The organism is Dyella acidiphila, assembly GCF_014863405.1.
GTDB classification, from domain to species: Bacteria; Pseudomonadota; Gammaproteobacteria; order Xanthomonadales; family Rhodanobacteraceae; genus Dyella_B; species Dyella_B acidiphila.
Window position 1 is genome coordinate 58,332 of record NZ_JACZZA010000006.1, and the last position, 24,436, is coordinate 82,767.

The following is a 24,436-nucleotide window of genomic DNA, read 5'->3' on the forward strand; positions in this document are numbered from 1 at the left end:
CATGCATGAGCCGCAAGATTCTTTTTGTCGACCGTGACGGCTGCCTGATTCACGAGCCGGCCGACGAGCAGATCGACAGCTACGAAAAGCTCGACCTGCTGCCGGGTGTAGTGGCCGCGCTGCAGCGCGTGGTCGGCGCGGGTTACGAACTGGTGATGGTGACCAACCAGGATGGCCTGGGTACGGAGCGTTTTCCGCAGGCGCATTTCGACGGCCCACATGCGCTGCTGATGCGCATCTTCGCTTCGCAGGGCGTGCGCTTTCGCGAAGTGCTGATCGATCGCAGTTTTCCGCACGACGGCCTGGACACGCGCAAGCCCGGCGTGGGCCTGATGCGCCAGTACCTGGCGGATGACAGCTGGAAACGTGGCGAGTCGGCGATGGTCGGCGACCGCGAGACAGATCTGCAATTCGCCGCGAACATGGGCGTACGCGGTTTCCGCGTAGGTGCGCAGGGCCTGAGCTGGGAGCAGATCGCGCATCAGCTGCTCGATCGCCCGCGCACCGCCCAAGTGCAGCGCCATACCAAGGAAACGCGCATCACGGTACGCGTGGATCTGGATCGGCCGGCCGAGCCGGTGGCGCATACCGGGCTTGGCTTTTTCGACCATATGCTGGAGCAGATCGGCAAGCACGGCGGTTTTGCGCTGCAGATCGAATGCGATGGCGATACCAAGGTCGATGAGCACCACACCATCGAAGACTGCGCGCTGGCGTTGGGGCAGGCCTTGCGCGATGCGCTGGGCGACAAGCGCGGCATCGGACGCTATGGCTTTACCCTGCCGATGGATGAGGCGCAGGCCAGCGCGGCGCTGGATCTATCCGGCCGCCCGTACTTTGTGTTCGAAGGCCAGTTTCCGCGCGAGCGTGTCGGCGAAGTGCCGACCGAATTGGTGCCGCACTTCTTCCGCTCCCTGTGCGACACGCTGGGTGCCAACTTGCATCTGGCGGTGCGAGGCGAGAACGCACATCACATGGTGGAAGCCTGCTTCAAGGTGACGGCACGCGTGTTGCGGCAGGCGATTCGTCGCGAAGGCGACGAGCTGCCCAGCACCAAGGGAGCCTTGTAGTGAGCGTGGTACTGGTCGATGCCGGCGGCACCAATATCGGTTCCGTGCGCTATGCCTTGCAGCGCCTGGGCGTGGATGCGGCGCTGACTTCCGATGCGGCGCAGATCCGCGCGGCCGACAAGGTGATCCTGCCGGGCGTGGGTGCAGCCGGTCCGGGCATGGCGCGCTTGCGCGAGCTGGGACTGGTCGATGTGATCCGCGGCCTGACCCAGCCAGTGTTGGGGGTGTGCCTGGGCATGCAATTGCTGTGTGCGCACTCTGAAGAAGGCGATACCCAGTGCCTGGGCGTGGTTCCTGCGCAGGTGCGGCGCTTTGCCGAGGCGCCCGGTCTGTGTGTGCCGCATATGGGCTGGAACCGGTTGTCGCCGCGTGCGGCGCATCCCTTGCTGCGTGACCTCGATGAGGGTGATTGGGCGTATTTCGTGCACAGCTATGCGGTGCCGCTTGGTTCGTACACCTTAGTTGGCAGTGAATACGGCGACGGTTTTTCCGCAGTAATCGCCAGCGGCAATTTTCACGGCATGCAGTTTCATCCGGAGCGTTCGGCGGGTGTCGGCGCGACGTTGTTGAAGAACTTTCTGGCGCTTTGATTGCTTCGAGAAAGGTACTCACTACGCGTCGTCATTCCCGCTTGCGCGGGAGTGACGGCGGAGTCGGGGTGGCGCCCTACGTCAGGTAGCTAGTTTTGGAATCAAGCAGCATGAGCATTGAAGTGATCCCCGCCATCGACCTGCGCGGCGGCCAGGTGGTCCGCCTGAAACAGGGCGACTACGCCCAGGAAACGCGCTACGCCAGCGACCCGCGTAGCGTGGCGGGGCGCTATGCGCAAGCCGGTGCGCGCTGGCTGCATGTGGTGGACCTGGACGGTGCCCGTGCCGGCGATCTGGCCAATCTGGCCGTGATCGAGGCCTTGGCGAAAGCCGGCATGCAGGTGCAGGCCGGCGGCGGGGTGCGCAGCGAAGAGGACGTACGGCGCCTGCTTGCCGCCGGGGTGACGCGGGTGGTGGTGGGCAGCGTGGCGATTCGCGCGCCGGAACAGGTGGCGGCATGGTTGCAGACGCATGGTGCCGAACACATCACTATCGCGCTCGATACGCGTTGGCGCGATCAACGCTGGAGCCTGCCCAGTGCCGGCTGGATCGAAGAGGAGGCGCGCACGCTGGACGAGCTGGCACCGTGGTATGCCGCGCACGGTGCGCGCCATTTGCTGTGCACCGATATCGAGCGCGACGGCATGCTGGCCGGCTTCAATCTGGATTTGTACCGCCATTTGGCGCGGGTCGTGCCGCAGCTGGCGGTGCAGGCGTCCGGCGGTGTGCGATCGCTGGACGATATTCGCGCCGCGGGCGCGGCCGGTGCGCGTGGCGTGATTCTGGGCCGCGCGCTGCTGGAAGGACGTTTTACGCTGGAGGAGGCGCTGGCATGCTGAGCCGCCGCATTATTCCCTGCCTGGATGTACGCGACGGCAAGGTGGTGAAGGGGGTGCGCTTTCGCGATCACGTGGTGATGGGCGAGATCGTGGATCTTGCCCTGCGCTATCGCGATGAAGGGGCCGACGAGCTGGTGTTCTATGACATCACGGCCAGTCCGGAAGGGCGCAGTGTGGACCGGGGCTGGGTGGAGCGCGTGGCGCGCGTGATCGATATTCCGTTCTGCGTGGCAGGCGGTATTCGCTCCGTGGAGGAGGCGCGCCAGGTGCTGTATGCGGGAGCCGACAAGATTTCGGTGAATTCGCCGGCATTGGAGCGGCCGGAACTGGTCGACGAGCTGGCTGCGGCGTTCGGTGTGCAGTGCGTGGTAGTCGGCATCGATTCCCTGCGCGATGACGATGGCGAATGGCGCGTGCGCCAGTACACCGGCGATCCGTCCAAAACCCGTTCGTTGCCGCGGCGCACGCTGGACTGGATGATCGAAGCACAGCAGCGCGGCGCCGGCGAGATCGTGCTCAATTGCATGGACAGTGACGGCGTGCGCAAGGGCTACGATCTGACCCAGCTGACAGCGGCGCGCGCAGTATGCCGCGTGCCGCTGATTGCCTCGGGCGGCGCCGGCGAGATGCCGCATTTTCTGGCGGCATTTACCCAGGCGCAGGTCGACGGCGCACTCGCGGCCAGCGTGTTTCACAGCGGCGCTATCGCCGTACCCGATCTGAAACGTTACCTGCAGCAGCAGGGCGTGGTGATTCGTTTGCAGGAGGCCGCCGATGAATAACGCGATGACCGATCTGAGCCGCCTCGACTGGCAAAAATCCGATGGCCTGTTGCCCGCAGTCGTGCAGCACTGGCTGACCGGCGAAGTGTTGATGCTGGGCTACATGAATGCCGAGGCGCTGGCGGAGACGCAGGCGATCGGCAAGGTGACCTTCTACAGCCGCAGCAAGCAGCGCTTGTGGATGAAGGGCGAAAGCTCCGGTCACACGCTGGATGTGAAGTCGGTACGCGTGGATTGCGATGGCGACACGCTGCTGGTGCTGGCCGATCCGCAAGGGCCGACCTGCCATCTGGGCACCAGCAGCTGCTTTGGCGATGCGGTGCGTCCGCCGCTGGGCTTTCTGGCCGAGCTGGATGCGCTGGTGGAACAGCGCAGGCAAGTATTGCCGGCAGGCAGTTACACCACGCGGTTATTCAAGGACGGTACGCGGCGGATTGCGCAGAAGGTGGGCGAGGAAGGGGTGGAGACGGCGCTTGCCGCAGTGGCGCAGGGCGATGACGAATTGCTGGGCGAGGCGGCGGATCTGATTTTCCATCTCACCGTGTTGTTGCGCGCGCGCGGGATGGGGCTTGCCGATGTAACGCGGGTGTTGCTGGAGCGGCATGCGTAGGTTGGGTTGTCTGCGGCTTCCGTGGCGGCAGCGTTGGGTTACGCTGCGCTAACCCAACCTACGTGTGGCGATTTTCGACGCGCAGTTACGCCGCGTTGATCACATATTCGGTTATTGCGCGCTGGCTGGTGGGGTATTGGTCGATGGCGGCGGCGGTGCAAAAGGTACCGTGGCGCCGGGGGTCACGTCTTTGCGCCAGGTGGCCAGCTGTTGCGCAATGCCGCTGCCGACATCCATCTGCGGTTCCGACGGCGTGAGCTTCTGATCCTTTTCCCAGCCGGCAATATCGTTCTTGGCGAACTGGAAGGCGTCGACGAAGTTGTCGGTCTTGTTCAGCGCGTCGACCAGCCAGGCCTTGCCGAAATAGGTGATGTTGGAATCGCTGCCGCAGCCGAACGAGCTGCGATCGGTGCGCGCCGCGGTGAGCACCAGGGTGCCGGGGCCTTTGAGATCCGGCACGAAGCCGCCGGAATAGCAGGCGTTGACCACCACCACTTTCCACTTGAACGGACGCTTCTTCAGAATGCCGGCCAGATCGGGCGCGCCGATCTGGTCCAGCGGCAGCGGATCCATGTCGACCAGCAGGTTGTGGTCTTCGTCGCCGTGCGAGGTCATGTAGAGCACCAGGACGTCCTGATCCGGCTTCATCACCTGGCTGAGCTTGTCCAGCGTATCTTCGAGGTTGCTCCAGTTGGCCAGCGGATGTGCCTGCAAGGTGCTGGGATTGTTTTCCAGCACCAGCGCATGCGCGGTGGGTCCGAAGCGCTTGGTGAACAGCTGCGCGGCGTATTCGGCTTCGTTGCGGAATACGTCTTCGCCGCCATCGCCGGCAAAGGTCAGCAGGTACAGGTTGGTCTTGTCGGGCACCCGCGGGGTCAGTTGCGCCATGGCCTGGCGCACCATGCCCGGCTGGGAATAGACCACTTGTTCCGGCGACGGTCCCTGGCTGGGCCAGTTGTCGTTGTCGTCGCTGTCATCCGAATCGCTGCTGCTGGCGCTGGCGGGCGCTGCGGCACTGCTGCTGGATGCCACGCTGGGTGCGGGCTGCGGGGCCGGCGCGGCCGGATGGCCACTGACCAACAGCATCAGCAACACGCCGGCGGCGAAGGCGAGCAGGGCGGTGAGTGCGGTACGCATGCGTGCGGCTCGGGCTCAGGGCTGGATGGTGTCGAAACTGGCGTGGGCCGGATGGCGTGGTGCGGCCGGCAGCTCCAGCGGCGGCCGCAGCAGCCAGGCAGTCTGCAGGCCGGCCGTGCGCGCGGCATCGAGTTCTTCCACCACGTCGGAGAGGAACAGCACGTGCTCCGGACGCTCGCCGATCGCCTCGGCGATGCGGCGGTAGGATTCGGCCTCGCGCTTGGGGCCGGTCTCGGTATCGAAATAGCCGGCGAACAAGGGCGAGAGGTCGCCGGCTTCGCTATAGCCGAAAAACAGCTTCTGCGCCGGCACCGAGCCGGAGGAATACACGTACAGATGCAGCCCCTCGCCGCGCCATGCCTGCAGGCGGCCGGCCACTTCCGGATACATGTGGGCGCGGTATTCGCCCTGCTCGTAGCCGTCTTTCCAGATCATGCCCTGCAAGGCCTTGAGGGCGGTGGATTTGCGATCCTCGTCGATCCAGCGCAGCAGCAGCTCGACCACTTCCTGGCGGGTCGCCTCGATCAGGCCGGCTTCCTTGGCCGCTTCGTGCAGCCAGTGCTGCAGCGCCGGCTGGTCGCCGTGCGTCTCGACGTAGGCGGGCAGGCGTTTGCGCGCGTACGGGAACAGCACGTCCTTGACGAAGCTGATGGAACTGGTGGTTCCTTCGATGTCGGTGACGATGGCGCGAATGGCGGTCATGGGGAGCCGGGGCAAATTCGGGGCCCCCAAGCTTAACCTGAGCCCGGGCGTGCGCAAGCGCCCAAGTGCTTGAAATGTGTGAAAAGCTGCGCACCCGGAGGGCTGGTCCGGGTGCGTGCCGGCGGCAGGGATTGGCGCTGCCGGTTCAGGCCGTGGCGGCGGCCAGCGGCTGCATGCGGGGGAAGCGCTCGGCGATGTCGGAGCCGGTGAAGTTGGCCACCCAGCCTTCCTTGTTGGTGAACAGGCGGATCGCCACGAAGTAGGGCGCCTCGCTCATGTCGAACCAGTGGCGGGTGCCGTCGGGTACGCCGATCAGGTCGCCCTGTTCGCACAGCACGTCGTAGACCTTGCCGTTGATGTGCAGGGTGAACTGGCCGGCGCCGGCCACGAAGAAGCGCACTTCGTCCTCGCTATGGGTGTGCTCGCTGAGGAATTTCTGGCGCAGGGCCGCGCGCTCCGGGTGATCCGGCTTCAGGCTGATCACGTCGACCGCTTGATAGCCTTGCTCGCGCATCAGGCGATCGATGTCGCTGCGGTAGGCGGCAATCACCTCGTCCTGGCTGGCGCCCGGTGCTACCGGCTGGTTCGCTTCCCATTGCTCGAAGCGCACGCCGACCTTGGCCAGTTCGCGGGCGATGGCGGGGTGATCCTCGTGGATCGAGGGCAGGGTCTGCGGCTGTTCCGCGTCGAAAATGCGCAAGCGGCTCATGCGTTCAGTCTCCTCAGATCGAGTTCGCAGCCGAGCAGGAATTCCAGCGCCTCCAGATGGCGTCGGGCTTCGGCCATGTCTTGTCCCCAGGTATAGATGCCGTGGCCGTTGATCAAGTACGCGTGCAGCGGCTTGCCGGCATCGATCCATGCATCGACCTGCGCCACCAGCTCAGGCATGTGCTGGGTATTGGGGAACACCGGAATGTCGAGCGCCGTTTCGTGCGTGGTATGGCCGCGAATCGCTTTCTGCAACTCCCAGCCTTCCAGACGAATCACGCCGTCTTTGGCGAACAGTCGCGACGCCACGCTTTGCGTGCGCGAGTGCGTGTGCAGTACGACGTTGGCGTCCGCCCAGCGGCGATAGGCCTGCGTATGCAATTCGGTTTCGGCGCTGGGGCGCGCTTGCGTGCCCACTGCCTTGCCGTGCATGTCCACCAGCATGATGTCGTCGCGGCCGAGTTTGCCTTTGTCGCGTCCAGAAATCGTGATGGCAGCGTGATCGGCGTCCACACGCATGGAGAAATTGCTGCTGGTGGCAGGCGTCCAGCCGTGTTGCGCAAGTTCGCGCGCCGCATCGGCGATGGCGTCTGCGCGGGCGTAAAACAGCGCTGCGGGGATGGAGGCGGGCAGTTCTTGGCTCATGGCAAATGGACGTCTAAATGAATGCTGACTATAGCATGGGGGCGCTTGCGGCCAAATGCGAGTTATTCGCGAGAAGGCCTTGTGCAAGGCATCGGGGTTACCATGCCGGGGATTCGTCGTATCCCGCGGCGAACGATCTGAAGTAGGGATGATTATGTCTGGGCATGAAGATAGTGGGTCACGTCGCCGTTTCCTGAAGCTGGCTGCCGGTACTGCCGCTGCCGCGATGTTCTCCGGCGGATTGTCGCGCGTCGCACGCGCTGATGATCTGCCACATGTTTCCGACGCCGACCCCACCGCCAAGGCGCTGGGTTATGTGGAAGATGCGTCGACCACCAAGGATGCCAAGCACAAGGCCGGCGATACCTGCGCCAACTGCCAGTTCTATTCCGGCGGCGCGACCGGCTTTGGTCCGTGCCAGTTGTTCCCGGGCAAGGCGGTAGCAGCGAAGGGCTGGTGCATTTCGCACACCGCCAAGCAAGCCTGACCGATTGCAGTGACACGTGCGTGAAAAGGCCGGCGCCATGCCGGCCTTTTTGCTGTGCGCCGGATAAAAAAACGCCTGCACTGGGCAGGCGCTTGATGAGAACGAAGGGGTATTGCTGAAAAGTGCTACCCGGACACGCCAGGCTGAGGAGCTGACTCGCCTGACGTGCCGGGTCGCGATCCGGGGCCCACTGCCAAGTGATCAACCCACGGGCTGATGATGATACTCCGGTTGGCCGAAGTGGGGCGAACCGCCACGAAAATTTTGTGATCCGCGGCTTATTTGGCCTTTTTAATCAATAACTTACGCGAGCAATCCGAAGTGATTCATTCGAATCATTAAAAGACTGTTCGCGGCAAGTTATTGACACTTGGCAGCTGTTGTCGGCCTTTTGACGGAGATCGACGAAGATCACCGCTTTGCCGAGCCATTGGCAAGATGCAGGCGACTATGGCGTAGCCCATAGGTGAAATAAATCGCGAAGCCGACCACGGTCCAGGCGCCCATCAGGGCCCAGTTGAACCAGTCCATGGTCGCCAGCAGGGCCAGGCAGCTCAGTACGCCGGTGGTGCAGATCACCGGTGCCCACGGCACGCGGAAGGTGCGCGGCAATTCCGGCGAGGTGTAGCGCAGGATCAGCACGCCGGCACAGACGGCCACGAACGCGATCAGCGTGCCCATCGAGGTGAGGTTGGCGAGCAGGTCGAGCGGGAAGATCGCGGCGAGCACGGCGATACCGATACCGGTGATGATGGTATTCAGATGCGGCGTGCGGTGCTTGGGGTGAATGCGGTTGAACACCTTCGGCAGCAGGCCGTCGCGCGCCATGATCATGAAGATGCGCGGCTGCGCGATGATCATCACCAGGATTACCGACGACAGGCCGATCATCGCGCCGATCTCCACGATCAGGCGCAGCCAGCCCAGTTCCGGATGCGCCTTGATGGCGGTGACCACCGGCTCGTCCGTGCCCAGCTGGTTGTACGGGATCAGGCCGGTCAGCACCGCGGCCATCGCCAGGTAAAGCACGGTGCAGATCACCAGCGATACCAGCGTGCCGAAGGGCAGATCGCGCTGCGGGTTCTTGCATTCCTGCGCTGCGGTGGATGTCGCTTCAAAGCCGATGTAGGCGAAGAACACCATGGCGGCACCGCGCATGATGCCGTCCCAGCCGTATTTGTGATCGCCCTGCGCGGGCGGAATGAACGGATGCCAATTGGCCGGATTTATGTAGCGATAACCGGCCACTACCACCACCACGATCAGACCCACCTTCAGCAGCACCATCAGGAAATTGATGCCGGCCGATTCGCGAATGCCGATGTAGCACAGCCAGGTAAGCGCCAGCACGATGGCGACCGCGGGCAGGTTGATCAGGTGTCCGGTCGCAACCAGGGTGCCGTTGGTGTAGGCGAACGGCGCATCGGTGAGGCTGATCGGCAGTTCGATGCCCATGTGATCGAGCAGGCTGGTGAAGTAGCCAGTCCAGCTGGCGGCGACCGCCGAGGCGGAGATGCCGTATTCCAGCACCATGTTCCAGCCGATAAACCACGCCACCAGTTCGCCGAGCGTGGCGTAGGCGTAGGAGTAGGAGCTGCCGGAAATCGGAATCAGGGTGGCGAATTCCGAATAGCACAGCGCGGTAAAGCCGCTGCAGATCGCCGCAAGAATGAACGAGATCAGCACCGCGGGGCCGGCGTGGTCCGCTGCCGCCTGGCCGGTGACCACGAAGATGCCGGTGCCGATTACCGCACCGATACCCAGCGCCGTAATGCCCCAGGGGCCCAGCGATCGCCGCAGGCTGGGGCCGTGAGAGCCGTCGTCGCTGTCGGAGAAATCGGTCTTGCGGGCGAATAGCTGTTTGAGCATAGGGCTCCCGGATATAAAGCCGGCACGGTGAGAGCACCGTGCCGGACAGGACTCACGCGATCAATAAGGCGCCGAAGATCAGACCGGCTCGGTGCCGTTGGCCAGGTGGCTCTTGCGGTGGCCGTAAATGTAGTAGATGACCAGGCCGACGATACCCCAGCCGAAGAATACTTCCAGCGTCTTCAGCGGCAGGTTGATGAACAGCAGCAGGCAGCCGACCACGGCCAGCGGGCAGACCACCCACACCATCGGCGTACGGAACGGGCGCTTGCGATCCGGCTGCGTCCGGCGCAGCACCATCACGCCGATGGCCACCATCATGAAGGCGAACAGGGTGCCGGAATTGGTGATGTCGGCCAGCTGGCCCACCGGATAGATCGCGCCGAAGATGGACACGAAGATACCGGTGATCATGGTAATCACATGCGGCGTGTGGAAGCGCGGATGGATCTTGGCGAGGCCGCTCGGCAGCAGGCCGTCGCGTGCCATGGTGAAGAAGATGCGGGTCTGGCCGTAGGTCATGGTGAGGATCACCGACGGCAGCGCGATGCCGGCGGCAAAACCGATCAGGTTGCCCATCTGGTTGTGATTGAGCACGCGCAGCACGTGGGCCAGCGCTTCCTTGCTGCACACCAGTGCTTCGGAGGCTTTGCAGGCGGCAGCCATTTCAGGCGTGCCCGGCTGCAGCGCGAGACCGTCGGGGCCCATCACCGGCTGCGCGCCGATCGAGCCGATCGCGCTGTAGCTCACCAGCAAGTAGTAGACCGTGCACACGCCAAGCGAGCCGATCAGGCCGATCGGAATATTGCGGTTCGGATTCTTGGTTTCTTCGGCGGCGGTGGAGACTGCATCGAAGCCGACGTAGGCGAAGAAGATGGAAGCGGCCGCACCCAGCACGCCGATGCCCCCCATCGGGCTGCCCCAGCCGTTCGGCACGAACGGCTTGAAGTTCGGATCCTTCACCGCCGGCAGTGCGACGAAAATGAAAGCCGTCAGCGCGAGCACCTTGACGATCACCAGGACGGTGTTGACCTTGGCCGACTTCGAGGTGCCGATGACCAGCAGGAAGGTGATCGCCACGCCGATCATGAAAGCAAGCAGGTTGAAGGTGCCGCCATCCATCGGGCCGGAGCGCAGGAAATCCGGCAAGCCAAAACCTGCGTGCGCCAGCAGGCCGTTGACGTAGCCGGCCCAGCCGACGCATACGGTGCTGGCGGCAATGGTGTATTCAAGCACCAGCGCCCAGCCGACCACCCAGGCCAGGCCTTCGCCGAGTACGCCATAGGTGTAGGTGTAGGCGGAGCCGGCCACCGGAATCATCGACGCAAGTTCCGCGTAGGCCAGCGCTGCCAGCGTGCAGACAATCGCCGCGATCACGAAGGAAATCATCATGCCTGGGCCGGCTTTCTGCCCGGCTTCGGCGGTGAGCACGAAAATACCGGTACCGATGATGGCACCGATGCCCAGCATCGTTAGCTGGAACGCGCCAAGCTGTCGAGTGAGTGCCTTTTTCTCGGCAGTGGCCAGGATCTGGTCGAGTGGCTTGACGCGTTTAAATAGCATTGAGTGCTCTCCGGGAAGGCTGACCCTTCGCTCATCGTTGCTGCGGTAGACGAATCGCGATGAGCGGAGGCATCCGCCAACCATAGCCCAGCGATGGCCGAGGGGACAAGCTGCATTGCGGTTAAACGGCCGGCTCGATGGCGAGCCGGGAACGTTGGCGAAAAAGACGGTTTTTTGTATGGCGCCGATGGCACTTGCAAAGGAACGGGTTTTCCTTGGCGTTGGCTCAGAACACCATGTCGAAGGCAGCCATGGGGGTGACGAAGGCGTCGTTGTTGCGCCCGGCGAAGCTCAATTGCGCGCCGGCGATCAGGCCGAAGCGATCGTTGAAGTTGTATTCCACCGCCGGTGCAAGGCTGTAGACGCTGCGTGGCGAACTGCGCTTCTCCAGCACGCCGCTGGCCGAGCTTCCTTTGAGGATGGAGGAGCCCGTGCGGTTGTAGGTGAGATCCAGCGCCAGCACCCAGTGCGAATCGATGCTGTATTCGGCCGAGGTGGAAATGCCGATGGCCTTGCCCAGGCGTACGCTGCCGCGAAAATCTTGCGAAACACCGGAGGCGTACGCGTTGGCACCCTTCAGGCCGACACGGCCTGGCGGTAGGCTGTAGGAGGCCACTGCGCGCAGGCGCAGCGGGCGTCCGTTCGGCAGCGACACATTCTGTTGCGCCATCAGCGACAAGGTGTCGACCTGGGCGCCGTTGCCGATGCCGTCCAGCGGATTTTCGTTGAGCCGGTCGTAGGTGCCGGTGGGAAAGCGATGCGAGTAGTTCACGGAGACGGCCGGGCCTTGGTAGCCGTTGCCGGGCTTGAGCAGCATGTACTGGACGCCGACACTGGTGTCGGTGACGCCCCAGCCGCGCGTGCTCGCGCCGCCGGACATGGCGTGTGCCGCGCCGATCGAGGTCTGCACCATCAGGCGATCGGTTACGCCGTAGAAGAATGGCACCAGCATCTGCCACTGACGTACGCGCGCGCTGGATGCCTGCTCCTGTCCGTGGCTGTCGTAGCCGGAGTCGCTCCGGTATTGCATCAAATAAGGCTCGACCACCAGCATGCCCTTGGGGATGCTCACCGGGTTGGGCGTCAGCAGCGGTCCGGTAAAATTGGCGGAGGCATCGTCGGCCATGGCGTGGCCACCGCTCAGTGCGGTGGCAAACAGAAAGGCACAAGAGCCAAATCGTCGGTTGAAGCGTGTCATCGAGGCGCGCCCTGATCGTGTCGTGAAAGGGAGTCCGACTCGATCGGCGCGAGTCGGCAGGTGCGACTCAAGCTAATGATTACGCTGGGCTTGAACTATCGTATGTATCTTAAAAACGCTGGAATTATTCGTGCAGTTTCTTTTCAGGCGTCAATGATTTATTTGAATTTTCGTGGTGACCTTGCATAAGGTTCATGGGTTGGTGTTTAAGCGGTTCCAAGGAGTTCTTCGTGAATTTGCATGAATCATTGCGCGGCTATGCCGATGCAAACGCGGGCGATCCGCACGTGGCCGCCTGCCTGGCGTTTTTGCAGGAAGCGGATCGTCCCTTTCATCGCGAGCATCTGGCGGGGCATTTCACCGGATCGGCCTGGCTGGTCAGTGCGGATGGCGAAAAGGTGCTGCTTACGCATCACCGCAAATTGAACCGGTGGTTGCAGCTGGGTGGCCATGCGGATGGCGACAGCGACCTGGCGGCGGTGGCTTTGCGCGAAGCGCACGAAGAATCCGGGCTCACCGGTTTACATGTCGAGCCGGAAATCTTCGATGTGGACCGGCACTGGATTCCCGAGCGCAAGCAGGAGCCGGGGCATTGGCATTACGACGTGCGCTATGTGGTACGGGTCGGTGCGGACGATGCGTTTGTGCTCAGCGACGAGTCGCTGGAGTTGGCGTGGGTGTCGATTCGCGCGTTGGTGCAGGCGCAGGATACGGACGAGTCGTTGCGTCGCATGGCGACGAAGTGGTTGACGAGGTAGCGGTAGGGTGGGTTGCCCCGGATTGATCGGGGGTAACTCAACGATGTTTCAGCGGCTCGATGGAGATCTGTCGGGTTACGCTGCGCTAACCCAGCCTACGCATTGCGCGGTCATGTGTAGCGGGCGGGGGCTGGGTTCAGGTGGCCGCAGGCGCTGCAGGTGCGCTTGTCGTGCGAGGCGTAGAAGCGGTCGAACACGGGCGGGAAATCGGCTTCGATGCTTTGCAGGATGAAATATTCTTCGTAGAGCTTGTGGTTGCACTGTTCGCAAAACCACAGCAAGCCGTCTTTTTCGTGCGGCAGGCGGCGGCGTTCGATCACCATGCCGATGGAGTTGGGCATGCGTTGCGGCGAATGCGGCACGCGCGGCGGCAGATAGAAGATCTCGCCGGCGCGGATCGGGATGTCGCGCGCTATGCCGTTGTCCTGCACCTTGAGCACCATCTCGCCTTCGAGCTGGTAGAAAAATTCCGGGCCTTCGTCGTGGTGATAGTCGGTGCGCGCATTCGGGCCGCCGACGATCATGATGATGAAGTCGCCGTCGACGATGCATTTGTTGCCTACCGGCGGCTTGAGCAGGTGGCGGTGTTCGTCAATCCAGCGTTGCAGATCGAAGGGCGGCAGCAGGGACATGCGGCAGGTCCGTCGGAACGAGGGCGCCACCATAGCGCCGTTGATGCATCAGGGCAAAGCTGGGGCGCGGCCGCCGGCAGCGGCGGCCGCGCACGTGCTCAGACTTCCAGCGTGGCGAGGTCGCCTTTTTCTTCCAGCCAGCTCTTGCGGTCACTGGAGCGCTTCTTGGCCAGCAGCATGTCCATCAGCTTGGCGGTGCCATCGTCGTCCTCCACTGTGAGCTGCACCAGGCGGCGCGTGTCGGGAAAGATGGTGGATTCGCGTAGCTGCGACGGGTTCATTTCACCCAGGCCCTTGAAGCGGGTGACGGTGACCTGGCCCTTCATTTTTTCACGCTCGATGCGCTGGAGCATCGCCGCCTTCTCGTTTTCATCCAGGCAATAGAACACCTGCTTGCCCACGTCGACGCGGAACAGCGGCGGCATTGCCACGAACACATGGCCCTCGCGCACCAGCGCCGGGAAGTGGCGCAGGAACAGCGCGCTGAGCAGGGTGGCGATGTGCAGGCCGTCGGAATCGGCGTCGGCCAGGATCACCACCTTGCCGTAGCGCAGCCCGCTGAGATCGTCCTTGCCCGGGTCGCAGCCGATCGCCACCGCCAGGTTATGCACTTCCTCGGAGGCGAGCACCGAGGTGGATTCCACTTCCCAGGTGTTGAGGATCTTGCCGCGCAGCGGCAGGATCGCCTGGAAATCCTTGTCGCGCGCCTGTTTGGCGCTGCCGCCGGCCGAATCGCCCTCGACCAGGAATAGCTCGGTGCGGGTGAGATCGGTGGCGGTGCAGTCGGCCAGCTTGCCGGGCAGGGCGGGGCCCTGGGTAATCTTTTTGCGCACCACTTGCTTGGCGGCCTTCAGGCGCGCGCTGGCGCGCTCGATCGCCAGCTGGGCGATGCGCTCGCCCAGATCCACGTGCTGGTTGAGCCACAGGCTGAAAGCATCGTGGACCACGCTTTCCACCAGCGCGGCAGCATTGCGTGATGACAGGCGTTCCTTGGTCTGGCCGGCAAACTGCGGATCCTGCAGCTTGGCCGACAGCACGAAGGCCAGGCGCTCCCACACATCTTCCGGTGCCAGCTTCACGCCGCGCGGCAGCAGGTTGCGGATATCGCAGAACTCGCGCACGGCATTGGTAAGGCCGGTGCGCAGACCGTTGACATGCGTGCCGCCCTGCACGGTGGGAATCAGGTTGACGTAGCTTTCCTGCACCAGCTCGCCTTCCGGCAGCCAGGTGAGGGCGACATCCAGGCCTTCGGTCTCGCGCTGCACGTGGTGCACGAACAGGTCGGCCGGCAGGCATTCGGCGCCGTCGAGTTCGCCGCGCAGGTAATCGCGCAGGCCGTCCTCGTAATACCACTCGCTGACTTCGCCGCTGGCTTCGTCGGTGAGCTTGACGCTGAGGCCTGCGCACAGCACGGCCTTGGCGCGCAGCAGATGCTTGAGCTTGGACAGGGAAATCTTCGGCGTGTCGAAGTATTTCGGATCGGCCCAGAAGCGTACGGTGGTGCCGGTTTTCTTCTTCGGCACCGTGCCGATCGTTTCCAGCGGGCTGATGCGGTCGCCGTCGGCAAAGATCATGCGGTATTCGTTGCCGTCGCGGCGGATGGTCACTTCCACCTTGTTCGACAGCGCATTCACCACCGACACGCCCACGCCGTGCAGGCCGCCGGAGAAGTTGTAGTTCTTGCCGGAGAACTTGCCGCCGGCATGCAGGCGGGTAAGGATCAGCTCGACGCCGGGAATGCCTTCTTCCGGATGGATGTCCACCGGCATGCCGCGGCCGTCGTCGCTGACTTCCACCGAGCCGTCGGTGTGCACGATCACTTCAATCGACTTGGCGTGGCCGGCCAGCGCCTCGTCGACCGAGTTGTCGATCACTTCCTGCGCCAGGTGGTTCGGGCGCGTGGTGTCGGTGTACATGCCTGGGCGGCGCTTGACCGGGTCAAGGCCGGAGAGGACTTCGATATCGGCGGCGTTGTAGCGACTGCTCATGCGTGCTTTGGCTGGAAGGTTAGGCGCGGGAGAATGGGTTGCCGGAGCAGGAAGGTCAAGCTGCACCAGCCGGGCCCGGTAGGTTGGGCTAGCGCAGCGTAACCCAACGATGTCGCTACGAAGATAGATCGTTGGGTTGCGCTGCGCTAACCCAACCTACGTGCCGGGCGGGTTACAGCGGCGCGCAATGCTTTTCCAGCCAGGCCAGATCCGCATCTTCCAGCAGCGGCGCCAGCGCCGCGCGCACGGTGGCGTGGTAATCGTCGAGCCACGCGCGCTCGTCCGGGCTGAGTAGCGCCGGTTCCAGCGCGCGCCGGTCGAACGGGCACAAGGTCAGCGTCTCGAAGGCGTAGAACTCGCCGAATTCGGTCCGGTCGGCCTCGACCACCACCGCCAGATTTTCGTGGCGGATGCCATGGCGGGCAGGTTTATACAGGCCGGGCTCGATCGAACTGATCATGCCGGGCTCCAGTGCCACCAGGGCGCCACCGGCAACCGGCGGGCGGATGCTCTGCGGGCCCTCGTGCACATTAAGAAAGTAGCCCACGCCATGGCCGGTGCCGTGGCCGTAGTCCATGCCGGCGGCCCATAGCGGCGCACGCGCCAGGGCATCGAGCTGCGGACCGCTGGCGCCCTTGGGGAAGCGGGCGCGCGACAGGCCGATCATGCCTTTCATGACCAAGGTGGCGTCGCGCCGCTGCTCGGCGGTGGTCGGGCCCAGTGCCAGCACGCGGGTGATATCGGTGGTGCCGCCCAGGTACTGGCCGCCGGAGTCGACCAGCAGCAGGCCGTGCCGCTGCAAGGTGTTGTGCGATTCCGGCGTGGCGCGGTAGTGCGGCAGGGCGCCGTTTTCCATATAGCCGGCAATGGTGGCGAAACTTTCGCCAACGAAGTTGGGCTGCGCCGAGCGTTCCTCGCGCAGCAGGCTGTCCACGTCCAGCTCGGTCTGGGCCATGCCGGCGGCAAGCCGTTCTTCCAGTCGACGGAACGCGCGCACCAGGGCGGCGCCGTCGCGGCGCATCACTTCGCGGATATGGCCGAGCTCGGCCGTGCTCTTGCTGGCCTTGAAGACGGTGGAAGGGTTGGTTGCCTCGATGCGCTTGACGTCCTGCTTGACCGCTTGCAGCACGGCACTCACCACGCGGCCTGGATCGAACAGCAGTGCATCCTTGGTGCCGAGCTCGCTCAGTGCATCGTTGAGCGTGCCGTAGCCGGCAATCCGGATCCCGTCTTCGGCCAGCGTGGCCACCAGTTGATCACTCAGCTTGCTGCGATCGACGAACAGCGTAGCCATGCCGGTCGCTTCCACCAGCAAGTGGGCCAGGAATACCGGATTGCATTCCACATCGCTGCCGCGCAGGTTGGTCAGCCATGCGACGTCGTCCAGGCTGGATACCAGGTGATGCGTGGCGTGCTGCTTGCGCATGGCGTTGCGCAGCTTCTCGAATTTTTCGGCGCGCGAGCTGCCGGCATAGCTCAGTGCGTGCTCGGTGACCGGCGCCTTGGGCAGGGCGGGGCGCTCGGGCCAGATCGCCCCAGGCAGATCCAGATCCACGCGCAGGCTGATGCCGGCCTGGCCAAGCTGGCGTTCGATCTGCCGCTGGGTGGCCACCGACAAGCTGTCGCCGGCGATAGCGAGCACATCGCCGCTGTGCAGATGCTGTTGCAGCCAGGTGAGGTGCTCCGGCGCATGCGCGATCCGCTGCTTCATCAGCACCACGCCGCTACCAGCGAGCTGCTGCTCGGCTTGCGAGAAGTAGCGCGAATCGGTCCACACCCCGGCGTCACCGGCGGTGACCAGCAGACTGCCGGCCGAGCCGGTGAAGCCGGACAGCCATTCGCGCGCCTGCCAGTGTTCCGGCAGGTATTCGGAGAGATGCGGATCGGCGGTGGGAACCAGGCATGCAGCGACGCCATGCAGGACCATGGCTTCGCGCAGGGCGGCAATTCGGGCAGGAATGGGATGCGTCATGCGCGCATGGTAGCAGTACTCGCGCGTGCACTATGTCGATACTGGATTTCAAGGGGTTTGCCGCGATTCGATGCGACAATTTTTTGGCGCATGCAGACAAGTCGTCGCGTATGTCAAGCACGGAATATGACGTGCGTATTTCTGGCGCGGCATTATGTCTCGGGCTAGTCAGGCCTTGCTGCGGCGCGATATCCTTTGCAGGTCGTCCCCGCGACAAATCCCAATTTAGCCTTCTTCTTAAGAGTCGTTTGTGAACAAGCGTTCCCTCGTCTCCGCCTTGCGCTGGCCGTGCGCAGGTCTGGCTGTGTTTCTCAGCGGCTGCAATTTGGAAGTCCTGTCACCCAAGGGTGACGTGGGCATGCAGGAAAAATCGTTGATCCTGATCGCCACCGGCTTGATGTTGCTGGTCGTGATCCCGGTCATCGCGATGATCCTGGCTTTCGCCTGGAGCTATCGCGCTTCCAATACCAAAGCTACGTATGCGCCGAAGTGGTCGCATTCCACCGCGATCGAAGTGGTGGTGTGGACCGTCCCGTGCATCATCATCGCGATCCTGGCGACGATCACCTGGCGCAGCACGCACGCGCTCGATCCGTACAAGCCGCTGGCGAGCGATGTAAAGCCGATCACCATCCAGGCCGTGTCGATGGACTGGAAGTGGGTATTCATCTACCCGGACTACGGCGTAGCCAGCGTCAACGAGCTCGCCTTCCCGACCAATGTGCCGGTGAATTTCGAGATCACTTCCGATTCGGTGATGAATGCCTTCTTCATCCCGCAGCTCGGCAGCCAGATCTACGCGATGGCCGGCATGGAAACCAAGCTGCACCTGATCGCCAACGAGCCGGGCAGCTATGCCGGCCTGTCCAGCAACTACAGCGGCGCGGGTTTCTCCGACATGCATTTCACCGCGGTCGCGACCTCGCAGCAGGGTTTCCAGGATTGGCTCAACAAGGCCAAGGCCAGCCAGCTCAACCTGGACGACACCACCTATCACGCGTTGACCCAGCCCAGCGAAAAAATGCCGGTGACGTATTACGCCAACGTCAAGCCGGGGCTGTTCAACAGCATCATCGCCCAGTACATGGGCGACATGAAGATGGACAAGATCGGCTCCGAGCCTGCGCAGGCCAGCGCCATTCCTTCGCATAACGATCACGCCAAGGCGGCGGAGTAGGGCCATGTTCGGAAAACTTTCTCTATCGGCCATTCCTTTCCATGAGCCGATCATCATGGGCACCCTGCTGATGGTGTGCCTGGGCGGTGCGGCAGTGCTCGGCTGGATCACCCTCCAGCGCAAGTGGGGCTATCTGTGGAGCGAATGGTTCACCACCGTGGACCACAAGCGCATTGGCATCATGTACATCATCCTGGCGCTGGTGATGCTGCTGCGCGGCTTCGCCGACGCCATCATGATGCGCGCCCAGCAGGCGCTGGCCTCGGCGGATGCGGCCGGCTACCTGCCGCCGCATCACTACGACCAGATCTTCACCGCCCACGGCGTGATCATGATCTTCTTCGTGGCGATGCCTTTCGTGGTCGGCCTGATGAACCTGGTCGTGCCGCTGCAGATCGGTGCGCGCGACGTGGCCTATCCGTTCCTGAACTCGCTCAGCTACTGGCTCACCGCCTCGGGCGTGGTGCTGGTGATGCTGTCGATGTTCGTGGGCGATTTCGCCGCCACCGGCTGGCTGGCGTATCCGCCGCTGTCGGAGTTGAAATTCAGTCCCACCGTGGGCGTGGATTACTACATCTGGGCGCTGCAGCTATCCGGCCTGGGCACCACGCTTAGCGGCATCAACTTCATCGTGACCATCCTGCGCATGCGCACCCCAGGCATGCAGCTGATGCAGATGCCGGTGTTCACCTGGACTGCGCTGGTCACCAACATCCTGATCGTGGCGGCCTTCCCGGTGCTGACGGTGGCGCTGGCGCTGCTGGCGGCCGACCGCTACCTGGACATGCACTTCTTCACCAACGAGCTTGGCGGCAACGCCATGCTGTACATCAACCTGATCTGGATCTGGGGCCACCCGGAGGTGTACATCCTGGTGCTGCCGTGCTTCGGCGTGTTTTCTGAAGTGGTGGCCACGTTCTCGGGCAAGCCGCTGTTCGGCTACAAGTCGATGGTGTACGCCACGGCCGGCATCGGCGTGTTGTCCTTCCTGGTCTGGTTGCACCACTTCTTTACGATGGGCTCGGGCGCCGACGTGAATGCCTTCTTCGGCATCACCACGATGATCATCTCGATCCCCACCGGCGTGAAGCTGTTCAACTGGCTGTTCACCATGTACCGCGGCCGCATCCGCTTCACCTTGCCGATGATGTGGACGGTGGCGTTCATGATCACCTTCACCATCGGCGGCATGACCGGCGTGCTGATGGCGGTGCCTGGCGCGGACTTCGTGCTGCACAACAGCCTGTTCCTGATCGCGCACTTCCATAACGTGATCATCGGCGGCGTGCTGTTCGGCTGCTTCGCCGCGATCAATTACTGGTTCCCGAAGGCCTTCGGCTTCAAGCTGGAGGAGCGCTGGGGCAAGGCTTCGTTCTGGTGCTGGGTGGTGGGCTTCTACATGGCCTTCATGCCGCTGTACGTGCTGGGCCTGATGGGCATGACCCGCCGCATGAACCACTACGCCAACCCGGCCTGGCAGCCGTACCTGATCGTGGCCGCCGTGGGCGCGGGCGTCATCGCGCTGGGCATCGGCTTCATGCTGCTGCAGTTCGTGGTGAGCATCCGCAACCGTGCCGAGAACCGCGATCTCACCGGCGATCCCTGGGGCGCCCGTACGCTGGAGTGGGCGACCAGCTCACCGGCGCCGTTCTACAACTTCGCCGTGCTGCCCAAGGTGGAGGAGCTCGACCAGTTCTGGGCCGACAAGGAACACAAGCGCGCCTACCCGCAGCACGAGCACTACGCCGACATCCATATGCCGCGCAACACCGGCGTGGGCCTGATCATGGCCGCGTTCGGCACGGTGCTGGGCTTTGCGATGGTGTGGCACATCTGGTGGCTGGCCATCGTCGGCCTGGCCGGCATGATCGGCAGCTTCATCAGCCGTGCCTACGACACCGACGTGGATTACTACGTGCCGGGTGCCGAGGTCGAGAAGATCGAGCGCGCACGCCTGGTGCCGCTGCACAAGCTGATCGAAAACGTGGGCCCGGCCTCGGCCGGCGAGAAGGTGGCTTAATCCATGACCGCAATTACCGCTAATCACGGCGCCCTCGCACACGGCGGCGCCCACGAGCACGAACATCACGACGACGGCGCCAAGACCCTGCTGGGGTTCTGGATCTACCTGATGAGCGACTGCCTGATCTTCTCGGGCCTGTTCGCCACCTTCGCCGTGCTGGGCCACGCCACCGCGGGCGGCCCGGGCGGGAAGGAGCTGTTCGACCTGAAATACGTGTTCGGCGAAACCATGCTGCTGCTGATCAGCAGTTTCACCTTCGGCCTGGCCATGCTGAACATGCATGCCGGCAAGCGCAACAAGGTGATCGCCTGGCTGTTCGTCACCTTTTTGTTCGGTGCGGGCTTCGTGGGCATGGAAGTGTATGAGTTCCATCACCTGATCACGGTCGAGCACGCCGGCCCCAGCCATAGCGCATTCCTGTCGGCCTACTTCGGCCTGGTCGGCACGCACGGCCTGCACGTCACCTCCGGCCTGATCTGGCTGCTGGTGATGATGCATATGGTGAGCAAGTTCGGTCTCAACGATGCCGTGGAACGCCGCCTGTCCTGCCTGAGCCTGTTCTGGCACTTCCTGGACCTGGTGTGGATCTGCGTGTTCAGCTTTGTCTATCTGATGGGAGTGCTCTGAGATGTCGAGCCAACATGGTCACTCGGCCGCCCACAAGTCCAAGCTGCACGGCAGCCTGAAGTCGTATACGGTCGGTTTCGCGCTTTCGCTGATCCTCACCGTGCTGTCGTTCGGCTGCGTGATGAGCGGCGCCGTGCCGCAGCACCTGGTGGTGCCGGGCATCGTGGCGTTCTGCGTCATCCAGCTGCTGGTGCAGCTGGTGTTCTTCCTGCACATGGGCACCGCCCCGGAGCAGCGCGACAACCTCTCCATCGGCGTGTTCTCGCTGCTGATCATCGCCATCGTGGTGGTGGGTTCGGTCTGGGTGATGCACAACATGAACCTGTACATGATGCATCCGGCGATGCAGTCCATGTCCTCCAGCATCGGCTGAAACGCCTGTTTGCGGTCCCGCCCTCCGGGGCGGGGCCTGGCTCCGCGCAGGAGCCGCTCCATGCCGGTGGCCGCGCCTGGCGCGGTGGTGGCTGAATTTTTTCAGCCAATCACGGCGCAGCCATCTCGCGGCAGAGCCCATCTGCCGCTAAAATGCCGATTTCCAGCACTGGCTGCTTTCCATGACCCCCCTGATTTTCGTCACTGGCGGTGTGGTGTCCTCGCTTGGCAAGGGCATCGCAGCGGCCTCGCTCGCGTCCATTCTTGAGGCGCGCGGCCTCTCGGTCACCATGATGAAGCTCGATCCCTACATCAATGTGGATCCGGGCACGATGAGTCCCTTCCAGCACGGCGAGGTCTATGTGACCGACGACGGCGCCGAGACCGACCTGGACCTGGGCCACTACGAGCGCTTCGTCCATACCCGCCTCACCGGCAAGAATTCCATCACCACCGGCAAGATCTACGAATCGGTGATCCGCAAGGAGCGCCGCGGCGACTACCTGGGCGCCACCGTGCAGGTCATCCCGCACATCACCGACGAGATCAAGCACTGCATCCACGAGGCCACCCGCGGCTTCGACGTGGCCCTGGTCGAGATCGGCGGCACGGTGGGCGATATCGAATCCCAGCCGTTCCTGGAGGCGATCCGCCAGCTGCGCATCGAGCACGGCCCGGAAAAGTGCCTGTTCATGCACCTGACCCTGGTGCCCTACATCAAGGCTGCCGGCGAGATCAAAACCAAGCCGACCCAGCATTCGGTGAAGGAGCTGCGCTCGATCGGCATTCAGCCGGACATCCTGCTGTGCCGCTGCGAGCAGCCGTTGCCGGACGGCGAGCGTCGCAAGATCGCCCTCTTCACCAATGTGCCGGAACCGGCGGTGATCAGCGCGGCCGACGTGGACATCATCTACAAGCAGCCGCTGTGGCTGCACCAGCAGGGCCTGGATGACATCGTGGTCAAGAAGATGGGCCTGGATGCCAAGCCGGCCGACCTGTCCGGCTGGCAGCGCACGGTCGAGGCGGTGGAGCATCCCAAGGATGAAATCACCGTGGCCATCGTGGGCAAGTACGTGGAACACAAGGATGCCTACAAGTCGCTGGGCGAAGCCCTGCGCCACGGCGGCATCAAGCAGCAGACCCGCGTGAACCTGCAGTGGATCGATTCCGAGCAGATCGAGGCCGAAGGCGCCGGCAAGGTGCTGGGCAGCGTCGACGCGATCCTGGTGCCCGGCGGCTTCGGCAAGCGCGGCTTCGAGGGTAAGGTGCTGGCGGCCAAGTACGCCCGCGAGCACGGCGTGCCGTATTTCGGCATTTGCTACGGCATGCATGCGGCGGTGGTGGATTTCGCCCGCAATGTGGCCGGTTTCGCCGATGCCGATTCCAGCGAGAACGACCGCCACACCGCCAACCCGGTGATCGCCCTGATCACCGAGTGGACCACCTCGTCCGGCGAAGTGGAAACCCGCACCGAACGTTCCGACCTGGGCGGCACCATGCGCCTGGGCGCGCAGGAATGCCGCCTCAAGGCCGGCACCCTGGCTCGCCAGCTGTACGGCCAGGACGTGGTGCGTGAGCGCCACCGCCATCGCTATGAATTCAACAACCGCTATCGCCAGCCGTTCGAAGACCTCGGCATGGTGATCTCCGGCAAGTCGATGGACGACCTGCTGGTGGAAATCGTCGAGCTGCCGCTGCAGCAGCACCCGTGGTTCCTGGGCTGCCAGGCGCATCCGGAGTTCACCTCCACGCCGCGCGACGGGCATCCGCTGTTTATCGGCTTCGTGCGCGCCGCGCGCGAGTTCAAGGCGGTGCGCGACGGCCAGCAGCTGGCCAAGGAGTCGGTGGCATGAAGCTGTGCGGTTTCGAGGTCGGCCTCAACCAGCCCCTGTTCCTGATTGCCGGCCCTTGCGTGGTGGAATCCGAACAGCTGCAGATCGATACCGCCGGCACGTTGAAGGAAATCACCGGCAAGCTCGGCATCAACTTCATCTTCAAGTCCAGCTTCGACAAGGCTAATCGCTCTTCCGGCAACAGCTTCCGCGGTCCCGGCATGGAAGAAGGCCTGCGCGTGCTGGCGGAAGTGAAGCGCCAGCTTGGCGTGCCGGTGCTTACCGACGTGCACGAATACACGCCGATGGATGAAGTGGCCGCGGTGGTGGACGTGCTGCAGACGCCGGCGTTCCTCTGCCGCCAGACCAACTTCATCCAGAACGTGGCTCGCGCCGGCAAGCCGGTGAATATCAAGAAGGGCCAGTTCCTCGCGCCCTGGGATATGAAGAACGTGGTGGACAAGGCCAAGGCGGTCGGCAATGACGACATCCTGGTCTGCGAGCGCGGCGCCAGCTTCGGCTACAACAATCTCGTGTCGGATATGCGTTCGCTGAGCGTGATGCGCGAAACCGGCTGTCCGGTGGTGTTCGACGCCACCCATTCCGTGCAGTTGCCGGGCGGGCAGGGCACCAGCTCGGGCGGCCAGCGCGAATTCGTGCCGGTGCTGGCGCGTGCGGCGGTGGCCGTGGGCGTCGCCGGCCTGTTTGCGGAGACTCATCCGGATCCGTCCAAGGCGCTCAGCGATGGACCCAACGCATGGCCGCTCGGCAAGATGGAAGCCTTGCTGCACACTCTGCTGGAGCTGGATGCCGTGACCAAGCGCCACGGCTTCCTTGAGCAGTCCGTTTGATCGC

Annotated in this window: 23 protein-coding genes; 13 read left to right on the forward strand and 10 right to left on the reverse strand. The window is 63.6% G+C overall.

The annotated features are described in order from the left end of the window. Window positions 1–5 precede the first annotated feature (5 nt). The 5 genes from hisB (at window position 6) to hisIE (ending at window position 3,891) form a co-directional block, all read left to right on the forward strand. Window positions 6–1,070: a bifunctional histidinol-phosphatase/imidazoleglycerol-phosphate dehydratase HisB gene (gene hisB / locus IGX34_RS11170; protein ID WP_192555813.1), complete on the forward strand. Its 1,065-nt coding sequence runs from the start codon at window positions 6–8 to the stop codon at window positions 1,068–1,070. Continuing rightward, on the forward strand, window positions 1,070–1,660 hold the full coding sequence (gene hisH / locus IGX34_RS11175; RefSeq protein ID WP_192555814.1) for an imidazole glycerol phosphate synthase subunit HisH: 591 nt from the start codon (window positions 1,070–1,072) through the stop codon (window positions 1,658–1,660). The genes hisB and hisH overlap by 1 nt, the downstream gene beginning before the upstream one ends. Before the next feature lie 110 nt (window positions 1,661–1,770). Next, a complete protein-coding gene (gene hisA / locus IGX34_RS11180; protein ID WP_192555815.1) occupies window positions 1,771–2,499 on the forward strand; it encodes a 1-(5-phosphoribosyl)-5-[(5-phosphoribosylamino)methylideneamino]imidazole-4-carboxamide isomerase in 729 nt (242 codons plus the stop codon). After that, window positions 2,493–3,281: an imidazole glycerol phosphate synthase subunit HisF gene (gene hisF, locus IGX34_RS11185; protein WP_192555816.1), complete on the forward strand. Its 789-nt coding sequence runs from the start codon at window positions 2,493–2,495 to the stop codon at window positions 3,279–3,281. Before hisA ends, hisF begins: the two co-directional genes overlap by 7 nt. After that, window positions 3,274–3,891, forward strand: a complete 618-nt coding sequence (gene hisIE, locus IGX34_RS11190; protein ID WP_192555817.1) for a bifunctional phosphoribosyl-AMP cyclohydrolase/phosphoribosyl-ATP diphosphatase HisIE — start codon at window positions 3,274–3,276, stop codon at window positions 3,889–3,891. Before hisF ends, hisIE begins: the two co-directional genes overlap by 8 nt. A gap of 111 nt (window positions 3,892–4,002) precedes the next feature. On the opposite strand, the gene IGX34_RS11195 is transcribed toward hisIE, so the two are convergent. The 4 genes from IGX34_RS11195 to IGX34_RS11210 all read right to left on the reverse strand — a co-directional run bounded on the left by IGX34_RS11195 (window position 4,003) and on the right by IGX34_RS11210 (window position 7,083). Beyond that, window positions 4,003–5,028 (reverse strand): C13 family peptidase, encoded by a 1,026-nt coding sequence (locus IGX34_RS11195; protein WP_192555818.1) that lies wholly within the window; start codon window positions 5,026–5,028, stop codon window positions 4,003–4,005. A 15-nt stretch (window positions 5,029–5,043) separates the two neighbouring features. Beyond that, entirely contained in the window at window positions 5,044–5,730 is a 687-nt protein-coding gene (mtnC, locus tag IGX34_RS11200; protein ID WP_192555819.1) for an acireductone synthase, read from the reverse strand. Between the two features lie 145 nt (window positions 5,731–5,875). Continuing rightward, window positions 5,876–6,439, reverse strand: coding sequence for a 1,2-dihydroxy-3-keto-5-methylthiopentene dioxygenase (locus IGX34_RS11205; protein WP_192555820.1), 564 nt, complete (start codon window positions 6,437–6,439; stop codon window positions 5,876–5,878). Further along, a complete protein-coding gene (locus IGX34_RS11210; RefSeq protein WP_192555821.1) occupies window positions 6,436–7,083 on the reverse strand; it encodes a methylthioribulose 1-phosphate dehydratase in 648 nt (215 codons plus the stop codon). The genes IGX34_RS11205 and IGX34_RS11210 overlap by 4 nt, the downstream gene beginning before the upstream one ends. 154 nt (window positions 7,084–7,237) lie before the next feature. On the opposite strand from IGX34_RS11210, the gene IGX34_RS11215 reads away from it, so the two are divergent. Then, a complete protein-coding gene (locus IGX34_RS11215) occupies window positions 7,238–7,570 on the forward strand; it encodes a high-potential iron-sulfur protein (RefSeq protein ID WP_192555822.1) in 333 nt (110 codons plus the stop codon). A 411-nt stretch (window positions 7,571–7,981) separates the two neighbouring features. Here IGX34_RS11215 and IGX34_RS11220 read toward each other — a convergent pair whose 3' ends face one another. From IGX34_RS11220 to IGX34_RS11230, 3 genes are all read right to left on the reverse strand, one after another. Beyond that, complete coding sequence (locus tag IGX34_RS11220; protein ID WP_192555823.1) at window positions 7,982–9,439, reverse strand: amino acid permease; 1,458 nt, start codon at window positions 9,437–9,439, stop codon at window positions 7,982–7,984. A 78-nt stretch (window positions 9,440–9,517) separates the two neighbouring features. Then, window positions 9,518–11,002, reverse strand: coding sequence for an amino acid permease (locus IGX34_RS11225; protein ID WP_192555824.1), 1,485 nt, complete (start codon window positions 11,000–11,002; stop codon window positions 9,518–9,520). A gap of 226 nt (window positions 11,003–11,228) precedes the next feature. Then, a complete protein-coding gene (locus IGX34_RS11230) occupies window positions 11,229–12,200 on the reverse strand; it encodes a transporter family protein (protein ID WP_192555825.1) in 972 nt (323 codons plus the stop codon). A 194-nt stretch (window positions 12,201–12,394) separates the two neighbouring features. Between IGX34_RS11230 and IGX34_RS11235 the strand changes: the two genes are divergently transcribed. Then, window positions 12,395–12,958: an NUDIX hydrolase gene (locus tag IGX34_RS11235; RefSeq protein WP_192555826.1), complete on the forward strand. Its 564-nt coding sequence runs from the start codon at window positions 12,395–12,397 to the stop codon at window positions 12,956–12,958. Window positions 12,959–13,068: 110 nt separating this feature from the next. Here the strand turns inward: IGX34_RS11235 and IGX34_RS11240 are convergent, their stop codons facing one another. From IGX34_RS11240 to IGX34_RS11250, 3 genes are all read right to left on the reverse strand, one after another. Beyond that, window positions 13,069–13,590: a 3-hydroxyanthranilate 3,4-dioxygenase gene (locus IGX34_RS11240; protein WP_192555827.1), complete on the reverse strand. Its 522-nt coding sequence runs from the start codon at window positions 13,588–13,590 to the stop codon at window positions 13,069–13,071. 98 nt (window positions 13,591–13,688) lie between these two features. Further along, window positions 13,689–15,578 (reverse strand): DNA topoisomerase IV subunit B, encoded by a 1,890-nt coding sequence (gene parE, locus IGX34_RS11245; RefSeq protein ID WP_192555828.1) that lies wholly within the window; start codon window positions 15,576–15,578, stop codon window positions 13,689–13,691. Window positions 15,579–15,750: 172 nt separating this feature from the next. Beyond that, on the reverse strand, window positions 15,751–17,550 hold the full coding sequence (locus IGX34_RS11250; RefSeq protein WP_192555829.1) for an aminopeptidase P family protein: 1,800 nt from the start codon (window positions 17,548–17,550) through the stop codon (window positions 15,751–15,753). 250 nt (window positions 17,551–17,800) lie between these two features. Here IGX34_RS11250 and cyoA point away from each other — a divergent pair, with 250 nt between their 5' ends. From cyoA to kdsA, 6 genes are all read left to right on the forward strand, one after another. After that, window positions 17,801–18,727, forward strand: coding sequence for a ubiquinol oxidase subunit II (cyoA, locus tag IGX34_RS11255; RefSeq protein ID WP_192555830.1), 927 nt, complete (start codon window positions 17,801–17,803; stop codon window positions 18,725–18,727). 4 nt (window positions 18,728–18,731) lie between these two features. Then, complete coding sequence (gene cyoB, locus IGX34_RS11260) at window positions 18,732–20,747, forward strand: cytochrome o ubiquinol oxidase subunit I (RefSeq protein ID WP_192555831.1); 2,016 nt, start codon at window positions 18,732–18,734, stop codon at window positions 20,745–20,747. A 3-nt stretch (window positions 20,748–20,750) separates the two neighbouring features. Continuing rightward, window positions 20,751–21,377 carry a cytochrome o ubiquinol oxidase subunit III gene (gene cyoC, locus IGX34_RS11265; RefSeq protein ID WP_192555832.1) on the forward strand — a complete coding sequence of 209 codons (627 nt, stop codon included), beginning with the start codon at window positions 20,751–20,753 and terminating at the stop codon, window positions 21,375–21,377. 1 nt (window position 21,378) lies between these two features. Further along, window positions 21,379–21,750 carry a cytochrome o ubiquinol oxidase subunit IV gene (gene cyoD / locus IGX34_RS11270; protein WP_192555833.1) on the forward strand — a complete coding sequence of 124 codons (372 nt, stop codon included), beginning with the start codon at window positions 21,379–21,381 and terminating at the stop codon, window positions 21,748–21,750. A gap of 181 nt (window positions 21,751–21,931) precedes the next feature. Then, a complete protein-coding gene (pyrG, locus tag IGX34_RS11275; RefSeq protein ID WP_192555834.1) occupies window positions 21,932–23,602 on the forward strand; it encodes a CTP synthase in 1,671 nt (556 codons plus the stop codon). Continuing rightward, complete coding sequence (kdsA, locus tag IGX34_RS11280) at window positions 23,599–24,432, forward strand: 3-deoxy-8-phosphooctulonate synthase (protein ID WP_192555835.1); 834 nt, start codon at window positions 23,599–23,601, stop codon at window positions 24,430–24,432. Before pyrG ends, kdsA begins: the two co-directional genes overlap by 4 nt. The last annotated feature ends 4 nt before the right edge of the window (window positions 24,433–24,436 follow it).

Coding starts and splice junctions, on each gene's coding strand:
- IGX34_RS11215 (WP_192555822.1), top strand. CDS start 7,238: ATGTCTGGGCATGAAGATAGTGGGTCACGTCGCCGTTTCCTGAAGCTG.
- IGX34_RS11240 (WP_192555827.1), bottom strand. CDS start 13,590: ATGTCCCTGCTGCCGCCCTTCGATCTGCAACGCTGGATTGACGAACAC.
- pyrG (WP_192555834.1), top strand. CDS start 21,932: ATGACCCCCCTGATTTTCGTCACTGGCGGTGTGGTGTCCTCGCTTGGC.
- IGX34_RS11210 (WP_192555821.1), bottom strand. CDS start 7,083: ATGAGCCAAGAACTGCCCGCCTCCATCCCCGCAGCGCTGTTTTACGCC.
- cyoB (WP_192555831.1), top strand. CDS start 18,732: ATGTTCGGAAAACTTTCTCTATCGGCCATTCCTTTCCATGAGCCGATC.
- hisIE (WP_192555817.1), top strand. CDS start 3,274: ATGAATAACGCGATGACCGATCTGAGCCGCCTCGACTGGCAAAAATCC.
- IGX34_RS11225 (WP_192555824.1), bottom strand. CDS start 11,002: ATGCTATTTAAACGCGTCAAGCCACTCGACCAGATCCTGGCCACTGCC.
- cyoC (WP_192555832.1), top strand. CDS start 20,751: ATGACCGCAATTACCGCTAATCACGGCGCCCTCGCACACGGCGGCGCC.
- parE (WP_192555828.1), bottom strand. CDS start 15,578: ATGAGCAGTCGCTACAACGCCGCCGATATCGAAGTCCTCTCCGGCCTT.
- IGX34_RS11195 (WP_192555818.1), bottom strand. CDS start 5,028: ATGCGTACCGCACTCACCGCCCTGCTCGCCTTCGCCGCCGGCGTGTTG.
- IGX34_RS11230 (WP_192555825.1), bottom strand. CDS start 12,200: ATGACACGCTTCAACCGACGATTTGGCTCTTGTGCCTTTCTGTTTGCC.
- IGX34_RS11220 (WP_192555823.1), bottom strand. CDS start 9,439: ATGCTCAAACAGCTATTCGCCCGCAAGACCGATTTCTCCGACAGCGAC.
- IGX34_RS11235 (WP_192555826.1), top strand. CDS start 12,395: ATGGGTTGGTGTTTAAGCGGTTCCAAGGAGTTCTTCGTGAATTTGCAT.
- hisA (WP_192555815.1), top strand. CDS start 1,771: ATGAGCATTGAAGTGATCCCCGCCATCGACCTGCGCGGCGGCCAGGTG.
- hisB (WP_192555813.1), top strand. CDS start 6: ATGAGCCGCAAGATTCTTTTTGTCGACCGTGACGGCTGCCTGATTCAC.
- kdsA (WP_192555835.1), top strand. CDS start 23,599: ATGAAGCTGTGCGGTTTCGAGGTCGGCCTCAACCAGCCCCTGTTCCTG.
- IGX34_RS11250 (WP_192555829.1), bottom strand. CDS start 17,550: ATGACGCATCCCATTCCTGCCCGAATTGCCGCCCTGCGCGAAGCCATG.
- IGX34_RS11205 (WP_192555820.1), bottom strand. CDS start 6,439: ATGAGCCGCTTGCGCATTTTCGACGCGGAACAGCCGCAGACCCTGCCC.
- mtnC (WP_192555819.1), bottom strand. CDS start 5,730: ATGACCGCCATTCGCGCCATCGTCACCGACATCGAAGGAACCACCAGT.
- cyoD (WP_192555833.1), top strand. CDS start 21,379: ATGTCGAGCCAACATGGTCACTCGGCCGCCCACAAGTCCAAGCTGCAC.
- hisF (WP_192555816.1), top strand. CDS start 2,493: ATGCTGAGCCGCCGCATTATTCCCTGCCTGGATGTACGCGACGGCAAG.